This is a genomic window from Erwinia endophytica (assembly GCF_009295515.1).
Lineage (GTDB): Bacteria > Pseudomonadota > Gammaproteobacteria > Enterobacterales > Enterobacteriaceae > Erwinia > Erwinia endophytica.
Map to the genome: position 1 here is coordinate 40,653 of NZ_RQVV01000011.1, position 21,490 is coordinate 62,142.

Here is a 21,490-nt window from a genome sequence, read left to right on the forward strand (position 1 = left end):
GTAAGCAAACCTGAAAAAACTGACTAGAATTATTGATACGTTACCCAGGTACCCCCACGGGGAAGGGAATGCCGTCACTCTGACGGATTAACGTGAAGTTATCAGGTTAAAATTCCCTGGTAATTATTATTTAATTCACTCATTTCTTTAATTAATAAATACAATAAATTAACAACCAGGGATCCCTGGCATATTTACCCACCATGAGACCTTAATCTCGATCAAGAAAGTGCGATCTAAATCAATTGGTATTACTGGATCAAAAAACTGTTTTTCGATTAAATTGTCTTGCGTCAAAAAACTCGATCTCAGTGAAAAATAATAAATTGATATGGATGATTAAAGTAATTCCTCTGTCACAATTCATGACTAATCAAGGATGTATAACTGCGTAGGATTTCGCTGGGATCGTGAGTCCAATTTATTACTTTATTTGTTAAATTTTGGCGATTGAAACGATATTTATTATCGTTTCATTAACGCTATGACAGGATTTTTCTTTCAGAATTTACTGGCATGACCGGTGTTTTGCCTAGGGGCGGAGCACTGTGTTAACACCCTCGAGTGAGGAGCAAGGAGTCAAGATGTTTGATATTGTCGAACTGTCGCGCTTACAGTTTGCTCTGACGGCTATGTACCATTTTCTGTTTGTCCCGTTAACGCTGGGTATGGCGTTCTTACTGGCCATCATGGAAACGGTGTATGTGCTGTCCGGCAAACAAATCTATAAAGATATGACTAAATTCTGGGGCAAGTTATTCGGTATTAACTTTGCGCTGGGGGTGGCAACTGGCTTGACCATGGAATTCCAGTTCGGCACCAACTGGTCATATTATTCGCACTACGTTGGTGATATTTTCGGGGCGCCGTTGGCGATTGAAGGACTGATGGCCTTCTTCCTGGAGTCCACCTTTGTGGGATTGTTCTTTTTTGGCTGGGATCGCCTGGGGAAAGTACAGCACATGGCGGTTACCTGGCTGGTTGCGCTTGGCTCTAACCTCTCTGCTTTGTGGATCCTCGTGGCCAATGGCTGGATGCAGAATCCGGTCGCGTCCGAATTTAATTTTGAAACCATGCGTATGGAAATGGTCAGCTTCTCCGAGCTGATTTTCAACCCAGTAGCGCAGGTTAAATTCGTCCATACCGTGGCTGCCGGTTATACCACTGGCGCGATGTTTATTCTGGGGATCAGTGCTTATTATCTGCTGCGCAGGCGCGATGTGGCTTTTGCCAAACGTTCTTTTGCTATTGCAGCCAGTTTCGGCATGGCGGCAGTGTTGTCCGTCATCGTGCTGGGTGATGAGTCGGGTTACGAAATTGGTGACGTACAGAAAACCAAGCTGGCGGCGATTGAAGCTGAATGGGAAACGCAGCCGGCCCCGGCGGCCTTTACCCTGTTCGGTATTCCGGATCAGGACGCGCAGAAAAACCATTATGCTGTGCAGATCCCATGGGCGCTGGGTTTGATTGCCACCCGCTCGGTTGATAAACAGGTCACCGGCCTGAAAGAGCTGCTGGAACAACATGAAGTGCGGATTCGTAACGGCATGAAAGCCTATCATCTGCTGGAGCAATTGCGCTCCGGCAATGACGATCCGTTAGTGCGTTCCGCCTTCAATGACGCGAAGAAAGATCTGGGGTATGGCTTGCTGTTGAAACGCTATACGCCGAACGTGACTGATGCCAGCGAGGCACAGATCCAGCAGGCGACGAAAGATTCCATTCCACGTGTCGCGCCATTGTATTTCTCCTTCCGTATTATGGTTGCTGCCGGCGTGTTGATATTGCTGATTATCGGCTGTTCTTTCTGGACGGTTATCCGCAACCGCATTGGCAAAAATCGTTTCCTGTTGAAATGTGCGCTGTACGGCATCCCGTTACCCTGGATTGCTGTAGAGGCCGGTTGGTTTGTTGCCGAGTATGGTCGCCAGCCATGGGCGATTGGTGAAGTGCTGCCAACAGCAGTGGCGAACTCCTCGCTGACCACCGGGGATCTGTTGTTCTCTATGGGGCTGATATGTGGGCTGTACACGCTGTTCCTGATCGCTGAAATGTACCTGATGTTTAAGTTTGCGCGTCTGGGGCCAAGTAGCCTGAAAACAGGTCGCTATCACTATGAACAATCTGACATTGCCGCCCAACCGGTACGCTAAAACAGGAGCTGTGAAATGATAACTTATGAACTGTTGCGTTTCGTCTGGTGGGTGCTGATTGGTGTCCTGCTGATTGGTTTCGCTGTCGCTGATGGTTTTGATATGGGCGTAGGCATGCTGAGCCGCATTCTCGGACGGACTGATACCGAACGCCGTATTATGATTAACAGCATAGCCCCTCACTGGGACGGCAACCAGGTCTGGCTGATTACCGCCGGTGGGGCATTGTTTGCTGCCTGGCCAATGGTCTATGCCGCCGCGTTTTCTGGATTTTATGTGGCAATGATCCTGGTGCTGGCTTCTTTATTCTTCCGTCCGGTGGGTTTTGATTACCGTTCGAAGATTGCCGATATGCGCTGGCGTGGCATGTGGGACTGGGGGATCTTTATCGGTAGCTTCGTGCCGCCGCTGGTGATTGGCGTAGCGTTCGGTAATTTGCTGCAAGGTGTGCCGTTCCATACCGACCAGTATCTGCGTCTGTTTTACACCGGTAATTTCTTCCAACTCCTGAACCCGTTTGCACTGTTGGCAGGGATTGTCAGTCTGACCATGATCCTGGCGCAGGGGGCGACTTACCTGCAAATGCGTACCGTGGGAGAACTGCATGTCCGTTCTCGTACCGCTGCACAGATTGCTGCCCTGGTGATGTTGGTGTGCTTCGTGCTGGCGGGAGGGTGGGTGCTGTATGGCCTCGATGGTTATGCGCTGACCTCCACATTGGATCATAACGCGGCTTCTAATCCGCTGACCAAACAAGTGGTGCGAGAAGCCGGTGCCTGGTTGGTGAATTTCAATAATACGCCAGTGTTATGGGCGATCCCTGCGCTGGGATGTGTGTTCCCGCTGCTGACCATTTTATGTTCGCGTCTGGAGAAAGGAGCATGGGCGTTTGTGTTTTCTTCCCTGACTCTGGCCTGCGTTATCTTGACCGCAGGGGGGGCGATGTTCCCGTTCATTATGCCTTCCAGCACTGAGCCGAACGTTAGTCTGACCATGTGGGACGCTACTTCCAGCTTCCTGACGCTGAAAATTATGACCGTGGCGGCCATCATCTTCGTGCCAATTATCCTGGCGTATACAACCTGGTGTTATTACAAAATGTTCGGTCGTTTGACCAAAGAACAGATTGAAACCAACACCCATTCTCTTTATTGATTGAGGAGCTGAATTATGTGGTATTTTGCCTGGATCCTCGGCACGCTGTTGGCGTGTGCCTTCGGCATCATCACTGCGCTGGCTATTGAACATATCGAAGACAGCGAAGGTAAAGAAAAAGCGTAATGGGGCCAGTCATTATTGCTCGTCTCTATAAGCTGATGGATAAGAACCCGCTCAGGGTTCTTTCCCTGATCATGGCTTTGCTGCTGGCAGGCTGTATGTTCTGGGACCCGACGCGTTTTGCCGCGAACAGTAGTTCACTGGAAGTCTGGCATGGATTGCTGATGATGTGGGCTGTTTGTACTGGGGTTATCCATGGCGTGGGGTTCCGTCAGCACCGTCTGTGCTGGCAGGCATTTTTCTCCCCATTGCTGGCCTGGTGCGTGTTGGTGTCTGGTCTGCTTTTCTTCTTCTTTTAATAACGGTTGATTGTCCGGGCAGGTCGTTCATTGACTGTCCGGCCTTTTCCGACATTATCCCCTGCATATTGCTACGTTGCGGCTACGTGTGTTGTTCGCGCCGCCTGCTGCTTCCCTGAGTCAATCCCGTGGACAGGCTGGTTGATTGCGTTGTCGCAGTTTGCATTATTTTTTGAGGTATACCTTTTTCTGGCCTTATTTTTGTCAAGTCTTGTCTAAGAATCCTCCCGAAATTCGCTAAGTTGTTTCTAAACGATAATTATTTTCTCTACCTTCTGGCAATCCATTCCAAAGGTGTATGCTCTTGCGTATAGTAACAACGTTTAAAAGCATTACCGGGATGTAGAGTGAGTATAACGCTATTTCGATGGCCGGTGCGGGTCTACTTCGAAGACACTGATGCCGGAGGTGTGGTTTACCACGCCAGCTATGTTGCTTTTTATGAACGGGCACGAACTGAGATGTTGCGCCAGCGCCATTTCAATCAACAGGCGTTGCTGGAACAGCAGGTCGCGTTTGTTGTGCGTCGTATGACGGTGGATTATCTCGCCGCCGCGCGCCTTGACGATCTTCTCGAGGTGCAAAGCGAGGTGATAAAGATGACCAGAACGACCATGACTTTTGCTCAACGTATTGTTAATGCAGAAGGTCGGACGCTGAACGAAGCGGAAGTCCTGATCGCCTGCATCAATCCACATCTGATGAAGCCTGTTGCGCTTCCCAAGTCTATTGTCGCGGAGTTCAAGCAGTGACTGACATGAACATTCTTGATTTGTTCCTGAAGGCCAGCCTTCTGGTTAAACTTATCATGTTGATTTTGATTTGTTTTTCTATCGTCTCCTGGGCAATCATTATTCAGCGCACGCGTATTTTGAACGCGGCCGGGCGTGAGGCTGATGCCTTTGAAGATAAATTCTGGTCGGGGATTGAATTGTCTCGTTTATACCAGGAGAGCCAGTCTCGCCGCGACGAACTGGGCGGGACCGAACAAATATTTTACGCGGGCTTTAAAGAATTTGCCCGCCTGCATCGCGCGAATAGCCATGTACCGGAAGCCGTGGTAGAAGGGGCGACGCGGGCCATGCGTATTTCGCTGAATCGTGAACTGGAAACACTGGAAACCCATATTCCATTCCTTGGCACTGTAGGATCAATCAGCCCATATATCGGCCTGTTCGGTACGGTGTGGGGGATTATGCATGCCTTTATCGCCCTGGGCGCGGTGAAACAGGCCACTTTACAGATGGTGGCGCCAGGGATTGCTGAAGCGCTGATCGCCACCGCTATCGGGTTGTTTGCCGCCATCCCGGCTGTCATGGCGTACAACCGTCTGAACCAGCGGGTGAACAGTCTTGAGCAGAATTACGATAACTTTATGGAAGAATTTACCGCTATTCTCCATCGTCAGGCATTCTCCAGCGAGAACAGCAAGTAAGCACAGGGGGTAGCATGGCCAGAACACGACGTGGTCGCCATCGCCGCGATCTGAAGTCAGAGATCAATATTGTTCCGCTGCTGGATGTGTTGTTAGTGCTGTTGCTGATTTTTATGGCGACAGCGCCGATCATCACCCAAAGCGTAGAAGTCGATTTGCCGGACGCGACGGATTCGAAAACCGTTGCCAGTGACGACAATCCGCCGGTGATTGTTGAAGTTGCGGGGGTGGGGCAGTACAGCCTGGTGGTCGATCACGATCGGATGGAGCAGTTGCCGCCTGAGCAGGTCGTTGCTGAAGCGCAGCGCCGTATTGAGGCTAACCCGAAAACGGTGTTCCTGATCGGTGGTGCGAAGGACGTGCCTTACAATGAGATCATTAAAGCGCTGAACTTGCTGCATCAGGCCGGTGTGAAATCTGTCGGCTTAATGACGCAGCCGATTTAAATCATTCGAACCGTTTTTGGGAATCGAGAGTGTCGAAGGTAGCCGAGCAAAACGACAAGTTAAAGCGTGCCATCATCATTTCAGTGATATTGCATATCATTTTGATTGCATTACTGATTTGGAGCTCGTTTGACGAACATATCGACGCCAGTAGCGGCGGTGGCGGTGGCGATATTGCTGCCGTAATGGTTGATCCCGGTGCGGTGGTCGAGCAGTACAATCGACAGCAGAGTCAACAGAGTGCCAGTCAGCGTGCCGCTCAGCAGCGACAGAAGCAGGCGCAACAGCAGGCTGAAGAACAGCAACAGAAACAGGCTGAAGAACAGCGTTTGCAGGCGCAGCAGGCGGCGGAACAGGCCGCTCAGCAAAAGCAGGTGCAGGAACAGCAAAAGCAGGCTGAAGCCGCTGCGGCTAAAGCGAAAGCCGATGCTAAAGCTCAGGTGGATGCTCAGGCGAAAGCCGCTGCGGAGGCGAAGAAACAAGCTGAAGCTGCCGCGAAAAAAGCGGCAGCAGACGCGAAGAAACAAGCGGAGGCTGAGGCGAAACAGGCCGCAGCCGAAGCAGCGAAAGTGAAAGCCGCTCAGGAGGCGAAAGCCGAAGCTGTCGCGAAAGCCAAAGCGGACGCCGAAGCCAAAGCTAAAGCAGATGCCGAAGCGAAAGCTAAAGCCAAAGCAGAGGCGGCAGCGAAGGCGAAGGCAGCCGCTGCGGCCAAAGCGAAAGCCGCCGCAGAGGCGGAGAAAGAAAGCCAGGATGTTAACGATCTGCTGGGCGGTCTTGCTTCCGGCAAGAACGCGCCGAAACAGGGGAAAGTGGGGGGCGCCGCGGCAGGACAAGGCAATCAGAAGAAATCGGGCGCGTCAGGCGCCGCGATTGACAGCTATCTGGGACAGGTCCAGGGCGCTATCCAGAGTAAATTTTATGATGCGGATACCTTCAAAGGCCGTACCTGTGATGTGCGGATCAAACTGGCTCCAGAGGGTTTGTTGATTTCCGCTACGGCCGCGGGTGGGGATGCCGCTCTGTGTCAGGCCGCGATTAACGCCGCTCATATGGCGAGGATCCCTAAGCCGCCGAGCGCTGAAGTTTATCAGGCAGTAAAAGAGGCAACATTAGAATTCAAGCCACAATAATTCGGTAACAACCCGCGTGTTGAATTAAGGTCAACATGCCGTACTCTATAGAGGCATTATTGGTTCGTTGAAACACTGCTAATTATCGTGGACGTTGCGTTCAGATAAGGGAGAAAAGATGAAGCAGGCATTTCGTGTAGCACTGAGTTTCCTACTGCTGTTTGTGGCGGTAGCGCATGCAGAAGTCCGTATCGAAATCACCCAGGGGGTGAACACTGCGCGGCCGATTGGCGTGGTGCCTTTTAAATGGAATGGTCCGGGTGCGGCGCCGGAAGATATCGGCGGTATTATCGCTGCTGATTTACGTAACAGTGGTAAATTTAACCCGCTGGACAGGGCGCGTTTACCGCAGCAGCCGACCACGGCGGCAGAAGTTCAGTCAACTGCATGGACTGCATTGGGTATTGATGCCGTGGTGGTCGGTCAGGTACAGCCTGGTGCCGATGGCAGCTATCTGGTCTCTTATCAGTTAGTTGATACCTCTGGTAATCCGGGAGCAATCCTGGCGCAGAACCAGTATAAGGTGACTAAACAGTGGTTGCGCTATGCTGCGCATACTGCCAGTGATGAGACCTTTGAGAAGCTGACCGGGATTAAAGGCGCGTTCCGTACCCGTATTGCTTACGTTGTACAGACCAATGGCGGCCAGTTCCCGTATGAGTTGCGGGTGTCTGATTACGATGGCTACAACCAGTTTACCGTGCACCGTTCACCAGAACCGCTGATGTCTCCAGCCTGGTCGAAAGATGGCAGTAAACTGGCTTACGTCACTTTTGAAAGCGGTAAATCCGCCCTGGTGGTACAGACGCTGGCTACTGGTGCGATTAAGCAGGTGGCTGCTTTCCCACGCCACAATGGCGCGCCAGCGTTCTCGCCTGACGGGACGAAACTGGCTTTCGCCTTGTCGAAAACCGGCAGCCTGAACCTGTACGTGATGGACCTGGCTTCCGGCCAGATAACCCAGCTAACCGATGGTCGCTATAACAGCACCGAACCCACCTGGTTCCCTGACAGTCAGAGTTTGGCCTATACCTCGGATCAGGCAGGGCGCCCACAAATCTATAAAATCAGTGTTAATGGCGGTACGCCACAGCGTCTGACCTGGGAAGGTTCTCAGAATCAGGATGCTGATGTTAGTTCTGATGGCAAATCAATGGTGATGATCAGCACCAATGGCGGTGTACAACACGTCGCCAGACAGGATCTGGAAACGGGAGCCGTGCAACAGTTAACGGACTCGTTCCTGGATGAAACGCCAAGCCTCGCACCAAACGGTACCATGGTAATCTACAGTTCTACCCAGGGTATGGGGTCTGTTTTACAACTGGTGTCGACGGATGGGCGTTTCAAAGCGCGTCTTCCGGCAACTGATGGACAGGTCAAATTCCCTGCCTGGTCGCCGTATCTGTGATGCATGTGTAAATATGTATGGCAAACAATAATAGGATTGTAGAGATGCAACTGAACAAAGTGCTGAAAGGCTTAATGCTGGCACTGCCAGTAATCGCAGTGGCTGCATGTAGCTCACACAAAAACAATGATAACGGCCAGACCAGTGGTATGGGGGGGGATGGCTCTGCAAACGGCGGCATGAATAGCGGTAATATGTCTTCTGATGAGCAGGCTCGTCTGCAGATGCAAGAATTGCAGAAAAACAACATCGTTTACTTTGGTCTGGATAAGTACGATATTCAGTCTGATTTTGCTCAGATGCTGGACGCACATGCGACCTTCCTGCGTAACAACCCATCATACAAAGTGACCATTGAAGGTCATGCGGATGAGCGCGGTACGCCAGAGTACAACATCGCCCTGGGCGAACGTCGTGCTAATGCGGTTAAAATGTATCTGCAGGGTAAAGGGGTTGCCGCAGACCAGATGTCTATCGTTTCTTACGGTAAAGAGAAGCCTGCTGTACTGGGTCACGACGAAGCGGCTTATGCCAAGAACCGTCGTGCCGTACTGGTATATTAAGAGAATCACATGATTAGTAACTTCAGACTTCACCTGTTGGGTCTGTCGTTACTGGTTGGCGTAGCGGCCTCCTGGGCCGCTAATGCCCAGGCGTCAATCAGTAACGCGGGATCAGGCTCGGTCGAGGACCGTGTCACCACTCTTGAGCGTATTTCTAATGCTCAGGGGCAACTTCTTCAGCAACTTCAGCAGCAGCTTTCTGACACGCAGCGCGATATTGATTCTCTCCGTGGACAGATTCAGGAAAATCAATATCAGTTGAATCAGGTCACCGAGCGACAGAAAGCTATTTTTCAGCAACTTGATACGCTCAGCAGTGGCAGTAATAACAGCACTCAGGTACCAGCTGCAGGCGGAAATAATGCCCCTGCTGGAGCGGCAGATAACTCAGCGGCAGCCAGTAATGATGCTGTGGTGCAGAGTGGTGACGCGAACACTGATTACAATGCGGCAGTGGCTCTGGTGCTGGAGAAAAAGCAGAATGAGCAGGCTATTGCGGCTTTCCAGGCTTTTGTTAAGAAATATCCCAATTCCACGTATCAGCCGAATGCTAATTATTGGCTGGGACAGTTGAATTATAACAAAGGTAAAAAAGACGATGCGGCCTATTATTTTGCCACAGTAGTCAAGAATTATCCTAAGTCACCAAAGAGTCCGGATGCGTTGTATAAGGTTGGGGTTATCATGCAGGAGAAGGGTGACAGCGCGAAAGCGAAAGCCGTCTTCCTGCAGGTGATCAAACAGTACCCCAACACCGATGCGGCAAAACAAGCGAAAAAGCGTGCTGCGGCGTTGTAACTGACAGACTTTGAGCAACTATCGGATGATTTCCGCCCTGTTCGGGTGAAAGTCAGGCAGTTGAACGAGTTATCTGAAAATAGTGGTTGCGCTACCACGTCAAATCAGTAATATATGCCGCCGTTGCCGGGGCATATATTAAAAGGTTCCAGGCGCGGAAAAGTGGGTCGTTAGCTCAGTTGGTAGAGCAGTTGACTTTTAATCAATTGGTCGCAGGTTCGAATCCTGCACGACCCACCACTTTAAAGATTGTATTGGGCGGTATTAAGTGTAAAGGATTTGAACCTGTAGCAGGTTCGAGTTAAGCGAAGCGAAACAACGTTGCCAGCGGCAACGGGCCGTAAGGCCGAGGCGTAGCCGAGTCATCCTGCACGACCCACCACTTTAAAGGTAAATCAACATCCGGTAGTACACCGCATCGCGGGTCGTTAGCTCAGTTGGTAGAGCAGTTGACTTTTAATCAATTGGTCGCAGGTTCGAATCCTGCACGACCCACCAGTGTAGAAAGGCGCCCTAAAGGCGCCTTTTTGCTATTGTAATTCGACAGGGTTCGAACTTGCAGCAGGTCGAGTCTCACGTAGTGAGGCAACGTTGTTTGTTGCGTCAGGCTGTGGAACCTTACGGATACATGGTGCATTAATGCCGATTCATTAGGGAAAATGCCCATCATTTTGTCAATCTCGCGAATCACCTTATTATAAAAAAGAGAGCGCCAGGAGAAACAGCGAGGGGTTTAATTGTATTACCATTCAATTTTATAGGGAATATTGAATGGTTTTCTTGATGCCATTGCCGTTAGTGGGCAAGGTATTTTGATATCTCAATTCTCTACAAGCGAACACACCACGCCTGTTCATTCAAATTACTGTATGTCTTGTGGATTTGAACTCAGGTACGAGCACAATCCGTTCGGTTGTTTTTTGGGAGTCAAGCAGGCTTTTCAAACTGTGCCTATCACTTCACCTATTTGGATTATTTGATGGCGGTCCGTGGATATCAGTGCAAAACTCAATTTATCAGCAATACCTGGCATATATACCACTACTGGCCTGTTTCGATGGATAGAACGATATTCACACAAGGGCGTCGCCTGTGGATAGTGCGAAAGCGATGCGCTACGCATTCTATGCGTATTAGTATGGCATTTCATTCCGGTTGTTGCCCGACTGGGGCAGCATCAAATGGACAATTTTCAATTTCTATTTTAGTCGAACAGCTTAAAGCAAAAAAGAGATGCGACATCTTTCCAGGCCGACAATATGTCAGTTTGCGTGGTCAGGATGTCTGGCTTGCCTGTTTTACCTGTTACTGTATCGCGGTTATTCAATTGATAATGGGGGCGCGGTATTGGTAGCGCGGTATAGCTGGCCTTTATTGATTGTCGGATTGACTCTGTTGCTGTTTAGAGAGCGCCTCCGCCCCGACGGTATGGGGGACTGGCTTCATCGCTGTCGTGGTGACCCTGACGCAGGGGCGTATCACTCGAATTTCGGTAGAACATCCACAAGCATCGATGCGGGTGTTTACCGGCGCGTTGTGTTTTGCATTGCATTGCTCTCAGTCCTTTCCAGGCGATTTTCCGTCGATTCTCATGGGGGAATTTTTGGCTTTTCTTGTTCTCAACGCGGGTCTCAATGGTGCTTTTAGTGTCATTTAGCCATTTTCTGTGGCCGGACAGATCAGGTGGTGTTACGCCGATAGAAAAGGAGAGCACGGCCAGTGAGACGGAGGCAGATTGACCTTCCTCTTAAAGGGATCCCGATTGGGAAATGAAATCGATGCTCTCTTCCTGAGAAACGCTCAACATTTTTCAGTAAATAAGCACTATATATGAAGATTGCCGCTGTAATTTTGTAGTGCGTTAATTCATGAGACTGATTTTACTATTTGCGGAGAATGCCTGAATACGTTCTCCGACAGCGTTAACCGCGATATTACCCTGCGATATTTCATGGCAATCAGTCGGTATTTTAAATGCATTTATTTGTTCTAAAATATTATTTTTCCCGAATAGATACTGACCCAGTAAAGCAGCATATTTTTCGATCACCTCATCCCCTTATTTTACTTCTCTTTAACTGGTGTCAGATTTTTCCAGATATGCATTACTGCGTAGCTGCGCCATGGTCGCCATGCCTGTGACATCACTTCAGCCTGTTTTGCCGTCACGCCACCCAGATTCTTCCTTACCACCACATCTTCTTTCGGAAACGCATCAGGCCAGCGCAGAGCACGCATCGCGATGTAATGCGCGGTCCATGCACCGATACCCGGTAGCTCAATCAGCCGCGCTATCATCTCTTGTGGGTGCACGGCAGCCTCAAGTTGTAACGCTCCCGTCGTACAGGCTTTTGCTACAGCCAGCAGTGTTCCTGCGCGGGTACTGACGATGCCAAGGCTGGCAATGTCGTCCAGCGTCGCGGTAGCCACTTTGCTGGGCAGAGGGGTGATATGGCTAAGTTCAGGAAAGGGGGTGGCGACGGTTTCCCCGAAAGCTGCGGCGAATCGTCCTGTGAGGGTGGTGGCCGCCTTCACCGTGATTTGCTGACCAAGAATGGCCCTGACTGTCATCTCAAAACCATCAAATGCGCCAGGGACACGCAATCCTGGATTGCGCGACACGCTTTCCTGCAGTAACGGCATCTGTTGCAGATGCCTGGCAATCAACGTCGGATGCGCCGTCAAATCGAACAGATTTCTCAGTCGTCGCAGTAACGCTGGCAACACCGGCGTCAACGAATGCGTAAATTCAATCTTCAGGGCTGACTGATGGCTGGCCTGTACCACTCGAATCCATCCTTTATGCTTGCCCAGTTGCACTGTCCGGGCATAACTTTGCGTATCCACGTGCTCGATGCCTTTAATGGCGCGCTTGTGCAGAAAGTCCAGCATCGCCTTCCAGTCATATGGCGGTCGATAGCTTAACAGTAATGTGGATGTCTCTTGGGGGGGAAGCCGGTCTGGACTCTGGCCAGCATTTTTGCGCAAGCGGCTGGGTGGCATACGGTAGCTGTTGCTGAATGCCGCGTTAAAACGTCGGAGGCTGGCAAAACCGCTGGCATAGGCTATTTCGGTAATAGGCAGCGTGGTTTCGGTTAATAACTGTTTGGCCAGCAGTAAACGTCGGGTTTGTTTTAACTCCATCGGCGACACACCCAGTTCTTTTTGCACTATCCGTCGCAATTGGCGGGAACTCAGTGAGAACTGTGTGGCGATGTCTTCCAGACTGGCGCCGTTCTCGATCAATCCCTCTTCAATTTTTTGCAGCAGCAGGTCAGTTACCCGGCGGCTACTGTCTACCGGTGCGTTGCCCGGGGCCAGTTCAGGGCGACAACGTAGACAGGGACGGAAAGCCGCTTTTTCTGCTGCTTCCGCACTGGAAAAAAAACGGCAGTTTTTTTCCCGGGGCGGTTTTGCCGGGCATACTGGTCGGCAGTAAATTCCGGTTGAGGTCACGCCAACATAAAAGAGGCCGTCAAACCGGGCATCACGAGAGATTAATGCCTGGTATACTATTTTTCCATCGATCATTATCGGTTCCTGTATGCTGGTTTTGCAGGCAGGTTAGGCGCTTTTTATCCTCTGTGCCAGCCGTTTTCGGACAGCTAACGGCTTTATTTTGCTGTCCGAAAATGGCTAGCGCAAATAGCATGATGACGGATAATAGACTGTATTCAGATGATCAGTATGAGTCAGGGGAAGATTATGAGCTACTGCTATAAAATGATGCCATCCCCGGTGGGAGAACTGAAACTGGTTGCCAGCCCGCGGGGCTTAGCCGCCGTCCTTTGGGAAAACGAAGATCCCTGGCGTGTCCGGCTATTGGCCCCTCAGGAGGAGCCCCAACATGAAGTGTTGCTGGAGACTGAAAAACAGTTGAGAGAATATTTTGCCGGTGAGCGTCAATGCTTTACCGTGACGCTGGATTTTCAAGGTACCGAGTTTCAGAAAAAAGTCTGGCAGGCGTTGATGGACATCCCATTTGGCGAAACCCGCAGCTACAGTGAAATTGCGCATGCAATCGGCCATCCGGGTGCCGTCAGGGCGGTGGGAGCAGCCAATGGCCGAAATCCGCTCTCAATTATTGCGCCTTGTCACCGGGTTATTGGTGCGAATGGGAAACTGACCGGTTATGCGGGCGGGCTGACGGTGAAAGCCTTTCTGCTCAATATTGAGGCCCGCCATTCTACTGAATTATCCCTTTGTTGACGGCTGGCAAATTCGTCAGCCAGGGTGAAAAATTGAGGCGACAGCGGTGATTATTTCGGCTATCTTGTTTAGCATATAAAACAAACCTGGCATTATGCCGCAGTGGGAGCGCTAATAGTCGATGGTTTGTTAAGTTAAAAAAACGAGAGCCACGCTATGAGCCTGATGTTTGATCCTGAAACCACCGTTTATCCGTTCCCGCCTAAACCAGCACGTCTTTCCCTGGATGAAAAGCAATTTTATCGGAAAGAGATCAAGCGTTTACTGAAAGAACGCAATGCGGTGATGGTGGCGCATTACTATACTGACCCGGAGATTCAGGCTCTGGCGGAAGAAACCGGCGGTTGTGTGGCCGATTCACTGGAAATGGCCCGTTTTGGCAGCCAGCACCCGGCCTCAACGCTGTTGGTGGCGGGCGTTCGTTTTATGGGCGAAACCGCCAAAATCCTCAGCCCGGAAAAAACCATTTTGATGCCAACGCTGCAGGCTGAGTGCTCGCTCGATTTGGGATGCCCCATTGATGAATTCAGTCGCTTTTGTGACCAGCATCCGGATCGTACCGTGGTGGTGTATGCCAATACCTCTGCCGCCGTCAAAGCGCGGGCAGACTGGGTTGTCACTTCCAGTATTGCGGTCGAGCTGATCGAACATCTTGACCGTCAGGGAGAGAAAATTATTTGGGCGCCAGACCGCCATTTGGGGCGCTATGTTACTCGTCAGACCGGCGCTGATGTTCTTTGTTGGCAGGGCGCCTGTATTGTGCACGATGAATTTAAAACCCAGGCATTACAGCGTATGAAGGCGCTTTATCCTGCTGCTGCGGTGCTGGTTCACCCGGAATCGCCACAGGCGATTGTCGATCTTGCTGATGCGGTGGGGTCAACCAGCCAGCTGATCCAGGCGGCCAAAACGTTGCCGCATCGGCAGATGATTGTGGCAACGGATCGCGGGATTTTTTACAAAATGCAGCAGGCCTGCCCGGATAAAGAATTGCTGGAAGCGCCGACCGCAGGTGAGGGGGCATCATGTCGTACTTGCGCGCACTGCCCGTGGATGGCGATGAATGGCCTGAAAGCGATTGCCGATGGACTGACTCAGCATGGCCGCGAGCATGAAATTCATGTGGATGCCGCGCTACGTGAAGGTGCATTGATACCGCTGAATCGTATGCTAACCTTTGCGGCAGGTTTAAAAGGGTAACGCCTGGCCCCTTACTGCTCAGGACTGAGATGGCAATATGGATTTTTTTAGCACGCATAACATTTTACTTCACCTTCCACTGGGAAAGGGAGGTTACGATCTCTCATGGATTGAAGCCATTGGCACAGTGGCTGGTTTACTGTGTATCTGGCTCGCCAGCCTGGAAAAAATCAGCAATTATGCCTTTGGACTCGTCAACGTCACGCTGTTTGCGATGATTTTCTTCCAGATCCAACTTTACGCCAGCCTGCTGTTACAGGTGTTCTTCTTTGTCGCCAATATCTATGGCTGGTATGCCTGGAGCAGGCAGACGGCAGAAAATCAGAACCTGCTGCACATCCGCTGGATGACCCTGCCGAAAGCGCTGGGGTGGGCGGGGAGTTGTGTGGTGGCGATTGGGTTGATGACATTGTACATTAACCCGGTCTTTGCCTGGCTGACCCACGTGGCGGTATCGTTGATGCAGGGGCTGGGACTGTCGGTCGCAATGCCAGCATTGCAGCCGGACGCCTTCCCATTCTGGGATTCCTGCCTGATGGTATTGTCGATTGCGGCGATGATTTTGATGACGCGGAAATACGTCGAAAACTGGCTGCTTTGGGTAATAATCAACATAATTAGCGTGATGCTCTTTGCCCGTCAGGGCGTTTATGCGATGTCACTGGAGTATGCCATTCTCACCCTGATTGCGCTAAATGGTTGCTGGCTGTGGATTAAAAGCGCCCGCGAACAAGGTTCACGCGCGCTATCTTAACCTCAGTGATGCGCGTGGGTAGGGTGTTGGTGCTCAGCGTTGCTCTGGCCTAACGCGCAGTCGCTATTATCACAATGCTGGTACTCCATCTGCACTGTGGCGTGTGCAATCTGATAATGTTGATGCAGATAATCATGGATACGGTGTAGCAACGCATCGTGATCATAAGGCGGGATAACCTGCACATGCAGCGTCATTACCGGTTTTTCGCCGACCTGCCACAGATGAATATGGTGAACGTTACGTACTTCAGGAATGCCACGTGTTAACGCCAGCTTCAGCTTTTCCACATCCACCGAGGTTGGCGCGCCTTCCAGCAGCTCATGAATACTCTCTTTCATTAATCCCCAGGCGCTGCGCAGTACCAGCAAAGAAACCAGGACCGACAGAATGGGATCGACGGGAGTCCAGCCGGTTAACATAATGATCACCGCCGCGATAATGGCGCCGACCGAGCCCAGCAGATCGCCCAGCACATGCAGCGCTGCGGCGCGAACATTGAGATTCTTCTCTTCGCTACCGCGGTGTAACAGCCAGAAAGAGAGGATATTGGCCAGCAGGCCGCCAATGGCGATAATCAGCATAAAGCCACCTGCAACCGGCTCCGGATGCATAAAGCGGCGAACCGCTTCCCAGACGATCAGTATAGTGATGACCAGCAGCGCAATCGCATTAACAAAAGCAGCGAGCGTGGTCAGCCGCAACAGACCAAAAGTGTGTTGAGCATTGGGTTTACGGCGGGCAAATTGCACTGCCAGTAGCGCCATCAACAGGGCCGCGGTATCGGTTAGCATATGTCCGGCATCGGCCAGTAACGCCAGTGAGCCGGAAATCAGTCCGCCGGCGACTTCCGCGACCATAAAAACAACCGTCACCAGAAAAGCCATCAACAGACGAGTACGGTTGTCGTTAGATTCAGAGTGAGTATGCGCCATAAATATCCAGTTTTTTGAGTAAATATCTTGTTAATTGTATCAATAAATTCAATTCAGCAGGAGATGTTCGATGCGCTCCGCTCTGCAATTTTCTGAGGAAATCAGTGTGTTCAAGAATAGCGTAAACGGATGATGGCATAACAAATAAGGGAGACTCATGACGAAAAAAGTGAACACAGTTGCCTGGATTTAGCATTGCTGACAGTAAATGGTGGCTAAACTTATTCATCATTATTCTTATGCTTACTCCTGGCATACTTATCACCCGGAACGGATAAAAAAATCGTGTGAACCACTACCTCCGGATTTTAAATAACATGCGGTATCATCTTCATTTAAGGTTCGGTGGGTAATCTGGACTGTTTTTTAACGATTGAACCAGACGTCTCGGCAGAAGACGTAAAATAGCAAATTTGCAACATGGATATCCGATTAATTAGGGTTTCAGGGTAAAAATCGAAATGTGTTTTTGAGCGGCACGGGAGCGGATATAATGTTGCCAGGTTGAACTCTGCTGGCGTATTTATTGCCTGCAGAATGATGGGGGATATTTTCGCAAAGTCGATTTACACCCGTTCCCCCACGCGATAAATTGGCAGCGATGCGCCTGGTGTGCAGTATTGCCTGAAAAAACACTGGAATTATTATGAATTATCAGAATGATGACTTAAGAATCAAAGAAATAAAAGAGCTTCTTCCTCCGGTTGCCTTGTTGGAAAAGTACCCTGCCACGGAAATGGCCGCGCAAACCGTTGCGAAAGCCCGCCAGGCCATTCATCATATTCTGAAAAAAGCCGATGACCGTTTATTAGTGGTGATAGGTCCCTGTTCCATTCACGATACGGTTGCGGCAAAAGAATACGCCGGACGTTTATTGCAATTGCGTGAAGAACTCAGTGATTCACTGGAAGTGGTCATGCGTGTTTATTTCGAAAAGCCGCGTACCACTGTGGGTTGGAAAGGGTTGATTAACGACCCGCATATGGATGGCAGTTATCAGATTAATGACGGGTTACGTATCGCCCGTAAATTGTTGTTGGATATCAATGACACGGGATTACCCGCAGCGGGGGAGTTTTTAGACATGATCACCCCGCAGTATGTTGCCGATCTGATGAGCTGGGGCGCGATTGGCGCCCGGACCACGGAATCGCAGGTTCACCGTGAGCTGGCATCGGGGCTGTCCTGCCCGGTAGGGTTCAAAAACGGCACTGACGGTACCATTAAGGTGGCAATTGATGCGATTAATGCGGCCAGTGCGCCTCACAGTTTCCTCTCGGTGACCAAATATGGTCACTCGGCGATCGTTGAGACCGCCGGTAACGGTGACTGTCACATTATTCTGCGTGGCGGTAAAGAACCTAACTACAGCGCGCACCATGTTAATGCGGTGAAAGCCGGGTTGGTGAAAGCCGGTCTGGAACCTCAGGTGATGATTGACTTCAGCCATGCCAACAGCAGCAAGCAGTTCCAGAAACAATTGCTGGTCGCGGACGATGTGGCGCAGCAGATTGCGGGCGGTGAGAAAGCGATTATCGGCGTGATGATTGAAAGCCACCTGGTGGAAGGTAATCAGAGTCTGGAAAGCGGCGAACCGCCGGTATATGGCAAGAGTGTGACTGATGCCTGTATTGGGTGGGCTGATACTGAGAAGGTGCTGCGTCAGTTGGCCGATGCGGTGCGAGCGCGTCGTCGCTAAAAGTGTCATGGTGATAAAAAACAGCCCCACCTAAACGCGTGGGGTTGGTCAGTCATTTGAATCCGCCTTACGGCGGATTTTTACTGATGGCTTACTTTGCTTTACCCTGGTTAGCGACGGCTGCAGCTTTCGCGGCGATTTCGTCGGCATCACCCAAATAGTAATGTTTGACGGGCTTGAAGTTTTCGTCGAACTCATAGACCAGCGGTACGCCGGTAGGGATGTTCAGCTCCAGGATCTCTGCTTCGCTCATGTTGTCGAGATATTTAACCAGGGCGCGCAGGGAATTACCGTGCGCAGCAATGATCACTTTCTCGCCTTTCTTCATGCGCGGCAGAATAGATTCATTCCAGTATGGCAGTACGCGCTCAATCGTTAGCGCCAGGCTTTCCGTGGTGGGCAATTGCTCAGCGGTTAATGAGGCATAACGAGGATCATGACCTGGGAAACGTTCATCCGTCCGCTCCAGAGCGGGTGGCGTTACAGCGAAGCCGCGACGCCACTGTTTAACCTGATCATCGCCGTATTTTTGGGCAGTTTCAGCTTTATCCAGACCCTGCAGCGCACCGTAGTGACGCTCGTTCAGACGCCAGGATTTTTCAACCGGTAGCCACGCCTGATCCACTTCGTCCAGGATGCTCCACAGCGTGTGGATAGCACGTTTTAGCACTGAAGTGTAAGCGAAGTCGAAGGTGAAACCTTCTTTTTTCAGCAGTTGGCCCGCCGCTTTCGCTTCAGTACGTCCTTTATCGGACAGCTCCACATCGTACCATCCGGTAAAGCGGTTTTCGTTGTTCCACTGGCTTTCGCCGTGACGTACCAGAACCAGCTTAGTTACAGCCATAGCTTAACTCCTTAATAATCTGACGTTTCTAAGATAATGGTAAACTGAAAATTGCCCGACACAGTCCGTCGCAATTTTTGCTGGCCATTACCATAACGGAATTCTTCACAGCAAGTAAGCCTGTAGCGTGCACGATGCGTGATTTTCATGCGCTTAATCAAACCGCGGTCAGGCGATAACGCGTGGTCGATTGATACAATTCACCCGGTTGCAGCCAACAGTCAGGTTGTGGCCACTCTGGATGATTCGGCGAATCAGGTAAAAACCCACTTTCCAGAGCGATCCCCTGACAGGCAGTATAGACTCCCTGATGGCGAGACGGGGTGCCAGCCAGATAATTTCCCGAGTAAAATTGCAGGGCAGGGGCGCGGGTAAAGACACTCAGTTGCAGCCGACCGTCAGCCGACCACAGTTCTGCTGCGGGCTGAGATTCGGCCCTGTTGCTCAACAGGAAGGCATGATCATAGCCTTTTACCACTCTCTGGTCTTCATCCAGTAGGAAATCCTGGGCGATAATTTTTGGCTGACGAAAATCAAAGCCGGTGCCGTCGACCGCTTGTAGACCGACGTGGGGGATACCTTCGCTGTTAACGGGAAGATAGTGCCCGGCATGCAGTTGCAGGCGGTGATGGCGTGCATCGCCATGCTGAGCATCGAGATTGAAATAGGCATGATTGGTGAGATTCACCGGGCAGGCCTTGTCCACCGTCGCCTGATAGTTGATCGACAGGGTATTGTCATCCTCCAGACGATAGCGCAGGGTCACCAGTAGATGACCTGGATAGCCCTGATCACCATCGACAGCGTTCAACTGATATTCCACTTCCTGTTCTGCCTGCCGGACGATTTGCCAGCGGCGGTGACTGAAACCTTGTGGTCCGCCATGGAGCTGATGCGCCCCCTGGTTGGCAACTAACTGATATGTTTTGCCGTTAGCGCTGATGGTCGCGTTGGCGATTCGGTTGGCGTAACGGCCGACAGTGGCCCCTAACCAGGCTGACTGGTGTAGGTAATCGGATGGTGTGGCGCAACCCAACAGCGCTTCGCGTACCGTACCGTCGCTCATCGGTACCCGGGCTGACAGCCAGGTCGCCCCCCAGTCCATAAATGTTGCCACCATCCCTCCGGCATTACGTAGCGTGGTGATATGCCATGGCAGACCGTCCGGTGCATGAGAAGAAATGGTTAACATTGACCCGCTCCCGCCGAGGCTTTACAGACATAAAAGGTTTCTTTGAGGCCAGATCGCGCGGCATACTGCTCCGCCACGGCGGCCTTAACCGTATCCACCTGATCCTGCGGCATCAGCGCTACCACACAGCCGCCAAAGCCGCCACCGGTCATGCGTACGCCGCCGCGATCGCCCAGCGTGGTTTTCACGATGTCAACCAGCATATCAATGGGTGGGACGGTAATTTCAAAGTCATCCCGCATCGACGCATGAGATTCAGCCATTAATACGCCCATCCGTGCGAGGTCGCCTTTCGCCAGTGCATCGGCGGCTTCCAGCGTACGGGCGTTTTCGGTCAGCACGTGACGCACACGTTTAGCGACCACCGGATCCAGCGCATCCTCAACGGACTTGAACGGGTTAAAATCAACATCGCGCAGTGAGGTCTGGGCGAAGAAACGCGCTCCGGTTTCGCATTGCTGTCGGCGGGTATTGTACTCGCTGCCCACCAGGTTGCGGCGGAAGTTTGAATTAATAATCACCACCGCGATATCTGGTGGCATGGGAACCGGACGGGTACCCAGTGTCCGGCAGTCCAGCAACATGGCATGGTCTTTTTTGCCCAGCGCTGAGATCAACTGGTCCATAATGCCGCAGTTGCAGCCGACGAACTGGTTCTCCGCTTCCTGGCCGTTGACCGCAATTTCCGCGCCATCCAGCGGCAGATGATAGAGCTGCTGGAAAACCGTTCCGACCGCCACTTCCAGCGAAGCGGAAGAGCTCAGACCCGCCCCTTGCGGCACATCGCCGGCAATGACCATGTCCACGCCGCCAAAATCGTGATGCCGTTTTTGCAGATGTTTAATCACGCCACGGACATAGTTAGACCACATTTGGTCTTGATGCGTCAGGATTGGCGTATCAAGGGAGAAGGTATCTTGCTGATTATCGTAATTGGCGGCGATAACCCGAACCTGACGATCATCTCGCCGGGCGCAGGCGATCACCGTTTGGTAGTCGATCGCGCAAGGCAGAACGAAGCCATCATTGTAATCAGTATGTTCACCGATCAGGTTAACGCGACCAGGAGCCTGGAACGTATGGTCAGCGGTATAGCCAAACTTGTCGGTAAAAATTTGGTGGGTAGCGTTTTTTAAGGTCATGG

Annotated in this window: 21 protein-coding genes, 2 tRNA genes and 1 other RNA gene; 18 read left to right on the forward strand and 6 right to left on the reverse strand. The window is 51.3% G+C overall.

The features are described 5' to 3' along the window. Window positions 1-584 precede the first annotated feature (584 nt). The 14 genes from cydA (at window position 585) to EH228_RS02590 (ending at window position 10,011) form a co-directional block, all read left to right on the forward strand. Window positions 585-2,153, forward strand: coding sequence for a cytochrome ubiquinol oxidase subunit I (gene cydA, locus EH228_RS02525; protein ID WP_152320123.1), 1,569 nt, complete (start codon window positions 585-587; stop codon window positions 2,151-2,153). A gap of 15 nt (window positions 2,154-2,168) precedes the next feature. Continuing rightward, window positions 2,169-3,308, forward strand: coding sequence for a cytochrome d ubiquinol oxidase subunit II (cydB, locus tag EH228_RS02530; protein ID WP_152320124.1), 1,140 nt, complete (start codon window positions 2,169-2,171; stop codon window positions 3,306-3,308). 15 nt (window positions 3,309-3,323) lie between these two features. Continuing rightward, window positions 3,324-3,434, forward strand: coding sequence for a cytochrome bd-I oxidase subunit CydX (cydX, locus tag EH228_RS02535; RefSeq protein WP_152320125.1), 111 nt, complete (start codon window positions 3,324-3,326; stop codon window positions 3,432-3,434). After that, window positions 3,434-3,730 (forward strand): cyd operon protein YbgE, encoded by a 297-nt coding sequence (ybgE, locus tag EH228_RS02540; RefSeq protein ID WP_152320126.1) that lies wholly within the window; start codon window positions 3,434-3,436, stop codon window positions 3,728-3,730. The genes cydX and ybgE overlap by 1 nt, the downstream gene beginning before the upstream one ends. 347 nt (window positions 3,731-4,077) lie before the next feature. Next, complete coding sequence (gene ybgC, locus EH228_RS02545; RefSeq protein WP_152320127.1) at window positions 4,078-4,482, forward strand: tol-pal system-associated acyl-CoA thioesterase; 405 nt, start codon at window positions 4,078-4,080, stop codon at window positions 4,480-4,482. Then, a complete protein-coding gene (gene tolQ / locus EH228_RS02550) occupies window positions 4,479-5,165 on the forward strand; it encodes a Tol-Pal system protein TolQ (RefSeq protein WP_152320128.1) in 687 nt (228 codons plus the stop codon). The genes ybgC and tolQ overlap by 4 nt, the downstream gene beginning before the upstream one ends. Before the next feature lie 14 nt (window positions 5,166-5,179). Beyond that, on the forward strand, window positions 5,180-5,611 hold the full coding sequence (tolR, locus tag EH228_RS02555) for a colicin uptake protein TolR (protein WP_152320129.1): 432 nt from the start codon (window positions 5,180-5,182) through the stop codon (window positions 5,609-5,611). A gap of 29 nt (window positions 5,612-5,640) precedes the next feature. Then, window positions 5,641-6,741, forward strand: a complete 1,101-nt coding sequence (gene tolA / locus EH228_RS02560; RefSeq protein WP_152320130.1) for a cell envelope integrity protein TolA — start codon at window positions 5,641-5,643, stop codon at window positions 6,739-6,741. A gap of 118 nt (window positions 6,742-6,859) precedes the next feature. Further along, window positions 6,860-8,152 (forward strand): Tol-Pal system beta propeller repeat protein TolB, encoded by a 1,293-nt coding sequence (tolB, locus tag EH228_RS02565; protein ID WP_152320131.1) that lies wholly within the window; start codon window positions 6,860-6,862, stop codon window positions 8,150-8,152. Window positions 8,153-8,196: 44 nt separating this feature from the next. Then, complete coding sequence (gene pal, locus EH228_RS02570) at window positions 8,197-8,715, forward strand: peptidoglycan-associated lipoprotein Pal (protein WP_152320132.1); 519 nt, start codon at window positions 8,197-8,199, stop codon at window positions 8,713-8,715. A 9-nt stretch (window positions 8,716-8,724) separates the two neighbouring features. Then, window positions 8,725-9,513: a cell division protein CpoB gene (cpoB, locus tag EH228_RS02575; protein ID WP_152320133.1), complete on the forward strand. Its 789-nt coding sequence runs from the start codon at window positions 8,725-8,727 to the stop codon at window positions 9,511-9,513. Window positions 9,514-9,677: 164 nt separating this feature from the next. After that, window positions 9,678-9,753, forward strand: a tRNA-Lys gene (locus EH228_RS02580). Between the two features lie 16 nt (window positions 9,754-9,769). Then, window positions 9,770-9,895, forward strand: a non-coding RNA gene (locus tag EH228_RS02585) — RtT sRNA. Window positions 9,896-9,935: 40 nt separating this feature from the next. Then, window positions 9,936-10,011: transfer RNA gene (locus tag EH228_RS02590), tRNA-Lys, on the forward strand. A gap of 1,363 nt (window positions 10,012-11,374) precedes the next feature. Here the strand turns inward: EH228_RS02590 and EH228_RS02595 are convergent. After that, window positions 11,375-11,563 (reverse strand): hypothetical protein, encoded by a 189-nt coding sequence (locus EH228_RS02595; protein ID WP_152320134.1) that lies wholly within the window; start codon window positions 11,561-11,563, stop codon window positions 11,375-11,377. Between the two features lie 14 nt (window positions 11,564-11,577). After that, window positions 11,578-13,044, reverse strand: a complete 1,467-nt coding sequence (locus EH228_RS02600; protein WP_152320135.1) for an AlkA N-terminal domain-containing protein — start codon at window positions 13,042-13,044, stop codon at window positions 11,578-11,580. 174 nt (window positions 13,045-13,218) lie between these two features. On the opposite strand from EH228_RS02600, the gene EH228_RS02605 reads away from it, so the two are divergent. The 3 genes from EH228_RS02605 to pnuC all read left to right on the forward strand — a co-directional run bounded on the left by EH228_RS02605 (window position 13,219) and on the right by pnuC (window position 15,676). Beyond that, window positions 13,219-13,722: a methylated-DNA--[protein]-cysteine S-methyltransferase gene (locus EH228_RS02605; RefSeq protein ID WP_152320136.1), complete on the forward strand. Its 504-nt coding sequence runs from the start codon at window positions 13,219-13,221 to the stop codon at window positions 13,720-13,722. A 156-nt stretch (window positions 13,723-13,878) separates the two neighbouring features. Next, window positions 13,879-14,922, forward strand: coding sequence for a quinolinate synthase NadA (gene nadA, locus EH228_RS02610; RefSeq protein WP_152320137.1), 1,044 nt, complete (start codon window positions 13,879-13,881; stop codon window positions 14,920-14,922). 37 nt (window positions 14,923-14,959) lie between these two features. Next, complete coding sequence (pnuC, locus tag EH228_RS02615) at window positions 14,960-15,676, forward strand: nicotinamide riboside transporter PnuC (protein ID WP_152320138.1); 717 nt, start codon at window positions 14,960-14,962, stop codon at window positions 15,674-15,676. A 2-nt stretch (window positions 15,677-15,678) separates the two neighbouring features. On the opposite strand, the gene zitB is transcribed toward pnuC, so the two are convergent. Beyond that, window positions 15,679-16,611 carry a CDF family zinc transporter ZitB gene (zitB, locus tag EH228_RS02620; protein WP_152320139.1) on the reverse strand — a complete coding sequence of 311 codons (933 nt, stop codon included), beginning with the start codon at window positions 16,609-16,611 and terminating at the stop codon, window positions 15,679-15,681. Between the two features lie 646 nt (window positions 16,612-17,257). On the opposite strand from zitB, the gene aroG reads away from it, so the two are divergent. Then, on the forward strand, window positions 17,258-18,310 hold the full coding sequence (gene aroG / locus EH228_RS02625; protein WP_152320140.1) for a 3-deoxy-7-phosphoheptulonate synthase AroG: 1,053 nt from the start codon (window positions 17,258-17,260) through the stop codon (window positions 18,308-18,310). Window positions 18,311-18,401: 91 nt separating this feature from the next. Here the strand turns inward: aroG and gpmA are convergent, their stop codons facing one another. From gpmA to galK, 3 genes are all read right to left on the reverse strand, one after another. Next, entirely contained in the window at window positions 18,402-19,154 is a 753-nt protein-coding gene (gene gpmA, locus EH228_RS02630; RefSeq protein ID WP_152320141.1) for a 2,3-diphosphoglycerate-dependent phosphoglycerate mutase, read from the reverse strand. Window positions 19,155-19,311: 157 nt separating this feature from the next. Next, on the reverse strand, window positions 19,312-20,346 hold the full coding sequence (gene galM / locus EH228_RS02635) for a galactose-1-epimerase (RefSeq protein ID WP_152320142.1): 1,035 nt from the start codon (window positions 20,344-20,346) through the stop codon (window positions 19,312-19,314). Further along, the gene (galK, locus tag EH228_RS02640) at window positions 20,340-21,488 is read right to left on the reverse strand and encodes a galactokinase (RefSeq protein WP_152320143.1); all 1,149 of its coding nucleotides are present in this window, start codon (window positions 21,486-21,488) and stop codon (window positions 20,340-20,342) included. Before galK ends, galM begins: the two co-directional genes overlap by 7 nt. Window positions 21,489-21,490: the final 2 nt, after the last annotated feature.

Bases quoted from the DNA above. Each gene is read 5' to 3' on its own strand.
- tolR (WP_152320129.1), top strand. From the start codon at position 5,180: ATGGCCAGAACACGACGTGGTCGCCATCGCCGCGATCTGAAGTCAGAG.
- ybgE (WP_152320126.1), top strand. From the start codon at position 3,434: ATGGGGCCAGTCATTATTGCTCGTCTCTATAAGCTGATGGATAAGAAC.
- tolB (WP_152320131.1), top strand. From the start codon at position 6,860: ATGAAGCAGGCATTTCGTGTAGCACTGAGTTTCCTACTGCTGTTTGTG.
- galK (WP_152320143.1), bottom strand. From the start codon at position 21,488: ATGACCTTAAAAAACGCTACCCACCAAATTTTTACCGACAAGTTTGGC.
- galM (WP_152320142.1), bottom strand. From the start codon at position 20,346: ATGTTAACCATTTCTTCTCATGCACCGGACGGTCTGCCATGGCATATC.
- EH228_RS02600 (WP_152320135.1), bottom strand. From the start codon at position 13,044: ATGATCGATGGAAAAATAGTATACCAGGCATTAATCTCTCGTGATGCC.
- cydA (WP_152320123.1), top strand. From the start codon at position 585: ATGTTTGATATTGTCGAACTGTCGCGCTTACAGTTTGCTCTGACGGCT.
- cydB (WP_152320124.1), top strand. From the start codon at position 2,169: ATGATAACTTATGAACTGTTGCGTTTCGTCTGGTGGGTGCTGATTGGT.
- pal (WP_152320132.1), top strand. From the start codon at position 8,197: ATGCAACTGAACAAAGTGCTGAAAGGCTTAATGCTGGCACTGCCAGTA.
- EH228_RS02605 (WP_152320136.1), top strand. From the start codon at position 13,219: ATGAGCTACTGCTATAAAATGATGCCATCCCCGGTGGGAGAACTGAAA.
- zitB (WP_152320139.1), bottom strand. From the start codon at position 16,611: ATGGCGCATACTCACTCTGAATCTAACGACAACCGTACTCGTCTGTTG.
- cpoB (WP_152320133.1), top strand. From the start codon at position 8,725: ATGATTAGTAACTTCAGACTTCACCTGTTGGGTCTGTCGTTACTGGTT.
- gpmA (WP_152320141.1), bottom strand. From the start codon at position 19,154: ATGGCTGTAACTAAGCTGGTTCTGGTACGTCACGGCGAAAGCCAGTGG.
- cydX (WP_152320125.1), top strand. From the start codon at position 3,324: ATGTGGTATTTTGCCTGGATCCTCGGCACGCTGTTGGCGTGTGCCTTC.
- aroG (WP_152320140.1), top strand. From the start codon at position 17,258: ATGAATTATCAGAATGATGACTTAAGAATCAAAGAAATAAAAGAGCTT.
- nadA (WP_152320137.1), top strand. From the start codon at position 13,879: ATGAGCCTGATGTTTGATCCTGAAACCACCGTTTATCCGTTCCCGCCT.
- pnuC (WP_152320138.1), top strand. From the start codon at position 14,960: ATGGATTTTTTTAGCACGCATAACATTTTACTTCACCTTCCACTGGGA.